The organism is Pontibacillus sp. ALD_SL1 (assembly GCF_017355605.1).
The window spans coordinates 3,480,816-3,492,334 of record NZ_CP062974.1; the positions used below are offsets into that span (position 1 = coordinate 3,480,816).

Here is an 11,519-nt window from a genome sequence, read left to right on the forward strand (position 1 = left end):
GGAATCTTGATAAATTTAGTAAATGTCTGTTACTTCAGGTACGACTGGTTCATCTGTATAAGGATTACCTTCAGGATCAAATCCTGTGATTTCCTTATAATTCGAAACCTCGTTTTCTGGAACAGTACTTTCAGGATCTTGAGAAAGTTCATCTAAAATTGTCATTGGATCCTTGTCCGTGGTAATGACTTTTTTAGCGAATTTGGTATAGCTAACATACGTATCATCAGCCAGTCCAATAGCTTGGATTGACATTTCTTTCTCAGTCACGAATTTGTACATGCCACCATTCTTTGTAATGAGAGCTCTTGAAAAATCATTGTAAGACTTATAAAGGTTTTGACCATCATAAGAGAATGATAGATTTTCAATAGAGACATCTGCTGCGTCTACTGTCGTTGCATAGACAGGAGTGATTGCTAGAGACGCTGCAATGGCTGATATAGACATCCATTTAGTCGATCGCTTCATTCATTTCACCCTTCTTAGTTAGAAGTAACTGTAGCGCCCATTAATTCTTCCTCTGAATAACCTGAAACCTGGAAGTTTGCGAATGCATCAAGCTCTTCATCATATGTTAACTCTGCTACAGAATCTTCACCGATCATTAGAGTTACTGTATCTTCCTTCGCTACACCTTCGGCTTGAAGTTCATTGAAGCTGATATCTACTGTGAAGACACCCGGAAGAGTAGAGTTAATCCCACCATTCAAGTCTGCAACGGTCTTAACTTCTGGAGTTTCAACATCTACAATCCCAGCTTTCAGTTCTTCAACTTCATAACCAGATACCTGGAAGTCTGCGAATGCATCAAGTTCTTCATCATAAGCAAGTTCAATAGTCTCATCGCCAACTGTTAGCGTTACCATTGAATCCTTCGTAGCATCTTTAAGGTTAGTTAGTGGAATTGTTACAGAGTAAACTCCCGGAAGTGTAGAATCTACTGATCCTTCAACGTCTTCCAATGTATCTTGTGGAGGAACTGGATCCGGCAGTACATTGTGAAGCATTTTAGCGAAGTCTCCACGTTTAATTGGGTCACCTACACCAAAGCTTCCATCTTCATAACCGTCAACAACACCAGCTGCTGCTACTGCGTTGATGAATGGATATAATTTTGTATCCATAAGGTCTGTGAAGTCTGCATCAGGAACATTTTTCTGCGGAAGATCAAATGCTTCTGCAATGATTTTAGCCATTTGCTCACGAGTAAGGTTTTCACCATAACCGAAGTCAGTCTCAGAATGACCGTCAAATACTTCTTCGTTTACTAGTGCCTGAATTTCACCTTTTAGACGATCGTTTACATCTGTGAATGTGAAGCTAGAAAGATCATCTACTTCTTCAAGACCAAGTGCGTTGAAGATCATTTCAGCTGCTTGGCTACGCGGTACGTACTCATCACGTTTGAATTCACCGTCTTCGAAACCACTGATGATACCTTTTTGATATAGTGCATTGATATGTTCGTAATGCGGCGTGTCTACTGTTACATCAGAGAATGCGTCAGCGGCTGTAGTAGCTTCTGCTGCGCCTGCAGATGCTGGTGCCACTGCTGCCCCTACTAGAGCTGCGGATGCGGATGCAACAACAAACTTACGATAAGACTTTGGTTGAAATGCCATGGAAAATTTTCCTCCTTAAATTATGTACAAATGTACATGGTTATATATGAGACTAGTAGACTACTTTTTTACCATCTACAAGCCCTTGTTCACACAAAACTACAAACTATGTACTAATCTGATATTAGTAGAAAAGTTTGGCTAAAATGGAAATACTCACATTAGTCATTCTAACAAATCTGCTACTTTTTTCAACTAATAAATGAAATAATTGTATGTATTTTTACAATCATGTTAAAAGACTAAGAAATTTGTCATAAAAAAGAGAGAAGTAGTCCTACTTCCCTCTCTTATTTTGCAAGTTTTCTTGCAATTACGTTATTCAGTATATCATGGTATTTTTTACCCTGACAAGTATTTTTTTCCTGCATTTGTGATGTACCTTTTGCACCACAACTCTTATGCATGACTGTGTTTCGTATGCACATAATTAAAGACGAGCCCTGAAATTAACCAGAATAAGACGTTTATCTGTGGAATAAAGATAAGGTTGTTAGCAATGTTCTGGCCGGCAAAGGTGCCTGCACCTACAAATAGTCCAACAAGCAACAGCTTCTTCAACAGATCTTCGCGGTGTATTATATATTGCTTCACCATAAAGATGTAATAGTACACATAGATGGCCAGGAAGCTTAAGAGTCCGATCGTTCCTGTTTCGGATGCGACTTTTAGATAAGAGTTGTGTACAGAGTACTGATCGTGACCGATATAAAGTTGAGGATATTTCGTTACATACTCTTTATAACGCACATCGTAGTTCCCGATTCCTACACCAAGGACTGGGTTGTCTCTATACATATAGTACCCTGTTTTCCAAAGGGTTGTTCTTGAGACAACGGCTTTGTTTGTGAAGGATTTGTTCTTCTCATCCTTTTCATTCAATTTGCCGCCATCGTCATCTTCCACTCCATCACCATCACGATCTAAACCACCACTTGGTGATTGGGTGTCTTCAGGGAAGAACGACTGAACAACAAACATGGCCGATTTCGTTCGGTCTTGCACATCTGGAAGGTTGTACACAACGACTGCAAGAATGATACTTGCGACGATCATGTGGATCGTAAATAGCTTCTTGTAGAAACGCTTCGGTACAAGGAGTGACGTCAAGATAATCGCTAGCGCCATAATGAGCCATGCTGAACGTGTGTAGGTGAAGATTTGGTTGATGACGTAAATTCCGAATAAACCAAAGAACATCAGCTGCCATTTTCGCTCTTTGAAATACGCAACGGCTACGAGCATGATGCCTGGTATGACAAAGTTAATAAAGCCAGCGTAGTAGTTTGGGTTCCCCATCGTTGCCATGACGCGTCCGTAAGCTTCTTCAAGTGCGTAGACGCCTGCTGTGTTTAGGTTGATAGCGAAAACGTACGTTAAAATTCCCCATATTCCAACGAGCGCAAGGACGACTGAGAATGTAACTCCGATTGTCTTGAACTCGCTCCTTGAGAAGTTTACTTTCGTGACGATATAGAAAAGGACTGCATAGGATAGGTAACGAACCATCTCTTTAATACCCGGGAATAAGGATTCTGCCTGGGTTAAGGAAATGACTTGAATGAAGAAGAAAATGCCGAATAAGACCATAAATGTTTTCATAGAGAGGTCGTCGTTTAGTTTAATGCGCTTTGTATACCATTCATACGCAACAACAATGGTTAGGACCGGGATTAGCACAACTTCAGCAGAGATTGGCAAGGGTCCTGCGTACACTTTTAATGGGACAAGTGGCATGATGATTAGGTGCAAGAGCACCAGGTAAAACGTTATTGAATGTTTCTGTGCCATGTGGTGGTACACTCCTCTTTATATTTTGCAATTCGTACATAAGCGAGGAAACAAAGAAAGAGAAGGCTTCATCCAGATCGTACAGACGAAACCCTTCTCTAAAGTTTCACGCTTCTAGAAATGTTTTATACATTTTTTCGGTTGCCTCAGCAAGTTGTTCTAAAGAAAAGTTACTAGAGGCATATTCGTGGAACTGGCGACCCATGGGAGCGAGCTCTCCCGTTTCTTTCTTATTGATCGCTCTTGTGAAGGCACTCTTCAGAGCCTCTGAATCTTTAATCGGAACAACCCATCCATAGTCGCTCACCATATGCTGGACGCCACCGACGTCTGTCGCAATAACAGGCGTGTCTTCGCGTCCTGCTTCAAGTAAAGCGAGTGGAAAGCTTTCACTATACGAAGCAAGCAGCCCAACGTCTGAGATCTGATAGATATCCGGCACGTCGCTTCGGAAGCCAAGAAAGTGGACCTGGTTCTCGATCCCTAGTTCCTTCACGCGACTCTTCAAGGATTCTTCCTCGGGTCCTCCACCAACCAAGAGTAATTGGAATGAAGAATCTTGTAAAGACTTTACAGCTTGAAACACTTCTTCGTGTCCCTTGATCGGATGAAGACGGGCCACCATTGAGGCGACGAAGTCTGATTCGTTCAGGTTCAACTCTTTACGGGTTAGGTTCCCTTTTGCATAAGACCCTTTAGAGAAATCAATTCCGTTATAGACGGTTGTGATTTTCTCTCCTGAGATACCTAAAGATATCAAATCTTCTTTAAATCGTTCTGAAACGGCAAAAAAATGATCAATCCGGCTAATCGCCCACAGATTGATTTTCGTAAAGACCTTCCCCTTTATGCCACCCTTTAAGAAATCGAGCTTCGGATCACTGTGAATCGTTGTGATCCACGGAATATTGGTCGAACGTTTGATCAAGGCTCCATATAGGTTCGCTCTTGGGCCATGCGTATGTAATAAGTCATACCCACCGTTCTTTAGGAACCGCTTCAGCTTACTGATCACTCGCACGTCATAGCGCGAGCTCTGGTCAAGAGGATGAACGTCGATCCCTTTCTCAAGCGCTTCTTCGTATAGAGCCCCTTTTTGCATAACCAAAAGGGAAACGTCTTCTTTATTAAATTGGGAGAGTAATGTGAGGAGGTGGTTCTTCGACCCGCCTGTTTCCCCACCGGAGATTAAGTGAACGACTCTCATGATGACGAAGTGCCTCCTTTACTTTCCTGATAGACACGTTGTTTGAAACTTAAGTTTTTGAAAAGGGCAAGTAGTAAGGTTGCCGCTTTATTCACTTGCTTGAAATACTCGGAGTAGGCATATTGGCCATACACCGCATCGAAGCGATTCGTAAATGTCTCTTGGTCGAGTTCTAAGAACGTCTCGACGACCTCAACATTAGGCTGTTCGACGAGCCGGGATTTGTAACGGGCTAGTGCGAGAAAGCCGTCAAAGTCGATTGTCTGAGATTTGAATATGTCGACCGCTTCTGTCTTTACGTCAAAGCTCTTTGTGATATCCACAACGCAGTTGATCTCCTCTTTCGGAAGCGCCGTGTTGATTTCATACAAACGTACTTTGGGACTTTGAGGTACTTGTTGAAGCGTATCGCGAAGCAGGTGACCCGTTTCGATATGGTCGCTGTGGCAGTCCACGAAAACAGGCGCATAGACAACATCCGGCTGTAACTCTTCCATCACTTCTTTCAGACGAGCTTGTAAGCTGTTGGTGCTGGCTAGCTCCCCGTCTGGTTCATCAAAGAAACGAATGTCCTGAATTCCAAGAAGCTCCTGTACGTTGTAGGCTTCCTTACGTCGACGCTCGATGAGCTCAGACTGATCTAAATCAGAGACACTTCCGGCTCCGTTCGTTAAGAAGATTACAGTTGTTTCGGCACCGCTTTTAATATGCTGATGAATGGTACCCCCGGCGCCAATCGTTTCATCATCGACGTGTGGAGCCAACAACAAAACACGCTCCTCCTTAAGGGGAGCACATTCGAGCTGACCTTTATAATAGCGTTCCAACACAAGATCTGTAATCGGATGGATGATCGGTGAGATCGATTGTAATATCTTTCGCTTCATAAATGTAATCTCCTTTAACCTAGAACGAGTCTATGTCTCCCGGGGTAATGTACCACGCTTCATCACGCTGAAGGTGGGTCGTGTCTTGACTGATGTCCTTCCCAACAAGGGGCATCGGACTGTCTTTATGGATGAAACCATGTTTCTCGAGCGCCTTGGCAGAAGGTGTTGCTTTTAAGGACCATGTCTGAATGACATCTACATCTTTCAGTCGCTGTGCTGCTTCTTTTAGTAGCATGTCCCAGTCTTCTTCCTCACGTGCTAGCCAATCGATGATAAAACCATTGGTGTAGTCCTGTTTCTCTTCAATCGAGTACGTGAGGTACCCTCTTAGTGTTTGCTCTTTGTAATAGGCGAATGTTTGGTACGTTTTCTCTGGATGCTTGTTATAGCGCCAGTTTAAGTACTCGGCATTGCGAATAAGGTGAGCCTGTGCCTGGTGCTTTGTTTCTTCAGCCAATTGGTCAAACGTTTGATCAAATTCTGAGACGTCCTCTATTCTGCCGCCATGCGGCTTTAGCTTACGAGTCTGCCATTTCGATATTGGTGCATCAAGTATTTTGAACAACTTGAGTGGCGCGAGCTTACTAGACAGGAGTGCCACCGGACGCTGCATAAGAACATAACGCGGCATATCCGTAAGATGAGTTGCGCCTGTATAGCGCAGGAACAGTTCTTTCGCTTTTTCAGCTGGGAAGCCGTAGAGGAAATCGATTCCTTGCTCGGTCGCTTCTTCTAACAGCTTTTCATTTAGTTTCTTATAGATCCCTTTGCCCCTGGCATCGGGGTCTACCATCGTATCCACACGAAGACCAACTGTTCTTCGTTCCCCATTGATCCAAGCATCCGCGATCCAAAGGGAAATATGACCTAAGACCTCCCCTTCTTCCTCAAAGATGAGAATCCACGGATTATGAGCGTTAGGGTGTTGGAGAAACTTCCATTCCCATTCTTCGTTTGAGCGCTCTTTGTGAAAAACTTTCGTAAATAAAGCCTGGATTTTGGGCTCATCTCCTGGCTGGTACGTTCTGATTGGCATAAGTGTCATCCTTTTTATAAAGTGCAAAGAGGCCTGACCGCTTGCCAAGCCTCGCGATTTATTTCTTCGTTACGATCTTAAAGAGGAATTTCGGCAAAGCAAGCTGGCGTTTGAAACGTTTCGGATCCGTCGCTAAACGGTAAAACCATTCCATCCCTACTTTACGAAACGGAGCTGGCGCGCGTTTCACATGACCTGCGAAAACGTCGAAACTTCCACCAACACCCTGGAACACTTTAACCGGAAGTCGGTCTTTGTTCTCGCGAATCCACAGTTCCTGCTTCGGGGAACCAAGGGCGATGAACATGACGTCCGCTTTAGATGCTTGAATCTTCTCGATTAGTGCTTCCTGGTCTTGTACATAGCCATTGTCATAACCGGCCACCTGAATGGCTGGGTATTTGGCTTGAATGTTTTCGATCGCTTTTGAGACCACTTCTTCCTTCGCTCCATAAAAGAACACACGATACCCTTGATCGGCTGAGAGTTTCAGCAGATGGTCCATCATATCCACACCCGTAACACGGGAGCGAACTTGTCCTCCTTTTAAACGGGAGGCGAGCAATACGCCTACCCCATCTGGAATCTGGAAGGTTGAACCGTTAATAAGATCACGAAGGGTCGCATCTTCCTGCGCCTTCATGATCTTCTCCGGATTAACCGCAATAATAGTGGATTGTTCTCCTGCCTGAACGCGTGTCTTCAGTTGATCTGTAATCTCGTCATAGGACAGAGGGGAGACTTCCACTCCCATGTATTGTTCATTCTTCATTGATGATCCCTCTTAGTCTATTGGCTTTAGTCCGGTTAAGTGTCCAATTTGGTAAAGCGTCATGTCTTGGTGATCAGGTACGCAGTTACGGGTATCTAAGACAACCGGTGTTTTCATATATTGAGCGAACAAGCTTGCATCCATTTCTTTAAACTGACGGTGATCCGCTAATACAAGCGCAACGTCTGCATCTTGCAGGGCTTCTTCCACGCTGTGTAGCGGGATATCTGTCATGTCTTGTTTTACAAATGGGTCATGCGCCGCTACGTTAAAGCCTTTCTTATGACTTTGAAGGCTTCTTGTAATTGTCACGGCCGGACTTTCGCGAACATCGTCTACGTTCGCTTTATAGGATAAGCCAAATACGGCGATTTTAGGGTTTTGAACGTTCTCGGTTAACGTTTCAATTTTCTCCACAACAAATGAAGGCATGGAGTCATTAATTTGGCGAGACGTTTGCATCAGTGGCGTTTCTTCTTGCGCTTTCTCGATAATAAAGTAAGGATCAACTGCGATACAGTGCCCCCCTACGCCTGGTCCTGGTTGCAGGATGTTTACACGTGGGTGCATATTGGCAAAGTTAATCACTTCGTGTGCGTTCACGTCTAATTTATCGGATACTTTCGCGAGTTCATTGGCTAGGGCAATGTTCACGTCACGGAACGTATTCTCCATTAGCTTAGACATCTCCGCTGTAACGGCTGTTGTTTCATGGATGTCACCTTGAACAACTAAACGATATACGTCTGCCGCTTTCTTCGCGCCTTCTGGCGTTAGCCCGCCGACAACGCGTGTATTATGGATCAGTTCTTCCATGATCTTACCTGGAATGACACGCTCTGGGCAGTGGGAAACGTATAGATCATTGTCTTCTAAGTTCCAGCCTGCATTTCTTAGAACAGGGGCAACGACGTCATCAATTGTACGTGGTGGGATCGTCGATTCCACAATAATCGTGTTGCCTTTCTCAAGAACAGGTAGAATGGTTTCCGTTGCCTTAGCCACATAGTCCGTATTAGCTGTCTTGTCTTCATGGACAGGGGTTGGCACGGCAATGATAAATACATCCGCTTTTTGCACTTCAGTTGAGGCTGTTAACTTCCCGGACTCAACCGCTTCTTTCACGACTTCCGGTAAGCCTGGTTCTTCTATGTGAATCTTTCCTTCGTTTAATGTATCTACTACTTTCTTATTTACGTCAATGCCTACTACATCGTAGCCAGCTTTTGCGAACACAGCTGACGTCGGAAGCCCAATGTAGCCTAGGCCGATTACACAAATTTTAGTCATAACGGTCTCTTCTTTCTCCTTTGTTATTTGATTAGAGTATAGCAAACAATTCCAACCTTTGCGAATAGTTATTTGCGTCTGAATCGCGAATGTTTATTTCATTTTCTGACAAAAGGTGCTACTATGAAAATTGAGTTTTTAAAGCAGAAAAGGAATGGAAATGAACTTATGAAAATTGTGATTTCCGGTTTTTATGGATTAGGTAATACAGGAGATGAAGCCATCCTTGATGCTATGATTGACAACTTACGATCATCGCTCGATGACCCTGACCTCACTGTTTTCTCCCTATCCCCTGACGAAACCGCAACTAAACATTCAGTAACAAGTATTTACAGAGGCTGGCGCCATGATTTTAAGAAGAAGGTGCGTGCATTACGTGAAGCTGACCTTCTATTAAGCGGCGGTGGTGGCCTCCTTCAAGATACATATCCTACTCGTATTATTTTCGGACCTCTTCCATATTATTTACTTATTGTATTATTAGCCAAGCTTTGTGGCACAAAAGTGATGTTCTTCTCTCAAGGAGTGGGTCCAGTCACAAGCACATACGGTAAGCTTCTTATGAAATTGTTCGGTAACCTGCCTGATTTTATTACGGTAAGAGATGATTATTCCAAGAACTACCTTCAAGAGCTCGGCGTCACGCGTCCTGAGACGGTTGTCACATCTGATATTGTATTTGCTTATCGCGGACAAGAGGACCGCTCTTGCATCGAGTCTCTTCCTATAGAAGAGAACCAGTCGATCGTCGGCATTAGCGTCCGCCCCTGGTTTGGTGAAACGTCTTATCAGAAAGAAATGGCTGTCTTGGTCGATCGTTTGATCAAGGAGAGAGGCGTTACACCTGTGTTTATTCCTATGGAAGGGGAACACGATGCAGCTGTATCTCGTCAGATTCAAGCGTTGATGGAACACGGTGAACAAACCTTTGTGTTAGGCTCTGACTTCACACCGAATCAGTATCTACAGTTTATGAAAGAATGTAGTGCGGTGATTGGGATGCGCCTTCATTCGTTGATTTTTGCAACGCTTGCATCAGTCCCCTATGCCGGAATTAGTTACGATAAAAAGGTTGAGAGTCTGGCGAAACGAACCGGGATGTGGGAGTATTCCACGACACTTGATGATTTCACAGCTGAAGATCTCTACCCGAACGTGCTTCAGCTCTTAGATGATCGTGAGCGATTAGTTGCTACGTTAGATGTTGAGCGTCAATTGTTACGGGATGCAGCGCTTGAAAACCTGGCATTAATGAAGAAGCATTTCGTGTAGATTGGTTCCTCTCTAAAGCTTAGGCATTTTCTTTTGCTCGTGTATGGCTTACAATAACAGTAGGCCAAAACTTTACATAATTGATATTTTATAAGAAATAGATAGTGAACGGTTCAAAAGGTAAAGTGCCCTCTTTACCTTTTTACACTTTGTATACAGACCAACACGTGATTTCGTTGACTCGGAGGAACATTATGCGTATTCTACTCGCAACAGTATTCAATTACCCCCACACAGGGGGACTATCAACACATATGACAACTTTACAATCAGGGCTTCAAGCTTTAGGACATGACGTGGAGACGCTGTCCTTTAGCGACCTGCCTTATTATAAGCAACAACTCTTCGCAAAAGGGCCTAGTTTCTTTATGAATCGGATGTCTCCTGGGAAGGGTATTTTGCTTGGACATAAATTACGCCAAAACATGCTGAAGGAAATGATTAAGAAAAAGCATGAGCAGAATCCCTATGATTTAGTGAACGCCCAGGATATATACGCCACGTTCGCATCTCTTGAGGCCGGGTTAAATACCGTCACAACGGTTCATGGTTACATGACGTTCGAGGCCATTAGCCGTGGATCCATTAAGTCAGAGAGCGAAGAAGCAAAAGTTTTACAGTTGAAGGAAACGGAAGCCTACCAAAAGACGCGCCAGGTCATCACCGTAGACTACCGCATCCGCAACTATGTACGTGACCTTGCTGGTGTAGAAGGGATTCGTGTGCACAATTTCATCGACGTCGATCAGTTCCTTCCGCAAACAGATCGTAAGCTAGAACTTCGGCACAAGTTCGGCTTCAGAGAAGAGGACAAGCTCATCTTCATCCCACGCCGTTTAACGAAGAAAAACGGGGTCATTTACCCAGCAAAATCTCTATCTCGTATTCAGCAATCGTTCCCTAAGGCTAAAATCATTTACGCCGGGAGCGGCGAAGAAGAACAAGCTGTAAGAGACGCGGCTAAAGCCGGCGGTACAGAAAGCGATGTTCACTTTCTCGGTGACATTCCTCATGAGATTATGAAAGACTATTATGCCATGAGTGACATCACCATCATCCCATCTGTCCACTCAGCAGGAGTTGAAGAAGCCACATCCATCTCAGCCCTTGAGGCAATGGGGAGCGGCGTACCCGTCATCGCTTCTAAAGTAGGCGGACTAAAAGAAATTATCGAACACGGCGAAAACGGCTTACTCGTACCCGAAAAAGACACCGAAGCCCTCGCCGATGCGGTCATTAACCTATTATCCAATCCGACGTTCGGAGACCGCATCGCGTTACAAGCTCGTCTAAAAATCGAACAAGAATATTCTCACGTATCAGCCGCCACATCCTACTCAAGCATTTACGAAAAGATATTGCAGTACGCTTAAGTGGGTAGGGCCTTTACGATTATTGAGTGGTAGGGGTGTCTGGGGAACGACTCGCTTTCCGCGGGCGAGCTGTCGAGCTTCCTCGGGAAAACCACCCTGCGGGATCTCGTCGACCTCTTTCTCCCGCAGGAGTCTCCCCGTTCCCCAGACACCCCGGGCTATTTTCTTGTTAAAGGCCCGGCTATTCCCGGCTATTTAATGTACGTTAAAGTATTTACGGCTCTTTACTAAAAAGCGTCTTATCCTTAAGTTCTAAAGAA

The 11,519-nt window shown here is 44.2% G+C and carries 10 protein-coding genes; 2 read left to right on the plus strand and 8 right to left on the minus strand.

From position 1 onward, the window contains the following. Nucleotides 1-15: 15 nt before the first annotated feature. The 8 genes from IMZ31_RS17320 to IMZ31_RS17355 all read right to left on the minus strand — a co-directional run bounded on the left by IMZ31_RS17320 (nt 16) and on the right by IMZ31_RS17355 (nt 8,611). Nucleotides 16-471, minus strand: coding sequence for a hypothetical protein (locus IMZ31_RS17320; protein ID WP_207528500.1), 456 nt, complete (start codon nt 469-471; stop codon nt 16-18). Between the two features lie 14 nt (nt 472-485). After that, entirely contained in the window at nt 486-1,625 is a 1,140-nt protein-coding gene (locus tag IMZ31_RS17325) for an S-layer homology domain-containing protein (RefSeq protein ID WP_207528501.1), read from the minus strand. Nucleotides 1,626-2,024: 399 nt separating this feature from the next. Next, the gene (locus tag IMZ31_RS17330; RefSeq protein WP_207528502.1) at nt 2,025-3,416 is read right to left on the minus strand and encodes an O-antigen ligase family protein; all 1,392 of its coding nucleotides are present in this window, start codon (nt 3,414-3,416) and stop codon (nt 2,025-2,027) included. A 106-nt stretch (nt 3,417-3,522) separates the two neighbouring features. Further along, nucleotides 3,523-4,623, minus strand: a complete 1,101-nt coding sequence (locus IMZ31_RS17335; RefSeq protein WP_207528503.1) for a glycosyltransferase — start codon at nt 4,621-4,623, stop codon at nt 3,523-3,525. After that, nucleotides 4,620-5,510 carry a PIG-L deacetylase family protein gene (locus IMZ31_RS17340; RefSeq protein ID WP_207528504.1) on the minus strand — a complete coding sequence of 297 codons (891 nt, stop codon included), beginning with the start codon at nt 5,508-5,510 and terminating at the stop codon, nt 4,620-4,622. The genes IMZ31_RS17335 and IMZ31_RS17340 overlap by 4 nt, the downstream gene beginning before the upstream one ends. A 19-nt stretch (nt 5,511-5,529) precedes the next feature. Beyond that, complete coding sequence (locus IMZ31_RS17345) at nt 5,530-6,549, minus strand: GNAT family N-acetyltransferase (protein WP_207528505.1); 1,020 nt, start codon at nt 6,547-6,549, stop codon at nt 5,530-5,532. Nucleotides 6,550-6,607: 58 nt separating this feature from the next. Continuing rightward, a complete protein-coding gene (locus IMZ31_RS17350; protein WP_207528506.1) occupies nt 6,608-7,321 on the minus strand; it encodes a WecB/TagA/CpsF family glycosyltransferase in 714 nt (237 codons plus the stop codon). 12 nt (nt 7,322-7,333) lie between these two features. Continuing rightward, on the minus strand, nt 7,334-8,611 hold the full coding sequence (locus IMZ31_RS17355; protein ID WP_207528507.1) for a nucleotide sugar dehydrogenase: 1,278 nt from the start codon (nt 8,609-8,611) through the stop codon (nt 7,334-7,336). Between the two features lie 123 nt (nt 8,612-8,734). On the opposite strand from IMZ31_RS17355, the gene csaB reads away from it, so the two are divergent. Continuing rightward, nucleotides 8,735-9,886: a polysaccharide pyruvyl transferase CsaB gene (gene csaB / locus IMZ31_RS17360; RefSeq protein ID WP_242705602.1), complete on the plus strand. Its 1,152-nt coding sequence runs from the start codon at nt 8,735-8,737 to the stop codon at nt 9,884-9,886. Between the two features lie 194 nt (nt 9,887-10,080). Next, nucleotides 10,081-11,259, plus strand: a complete 1,179-nt coding sequence (locus tag IMZ31_RS17365; protein WP_207528508.1) for a glycosyltransferase family 4 protein — start codon at nt 10,081-10,083, stop codon at nt 11,257-11,259. Nucleotides 11,260-11,519: the final 260 nt, after the last annotated feature.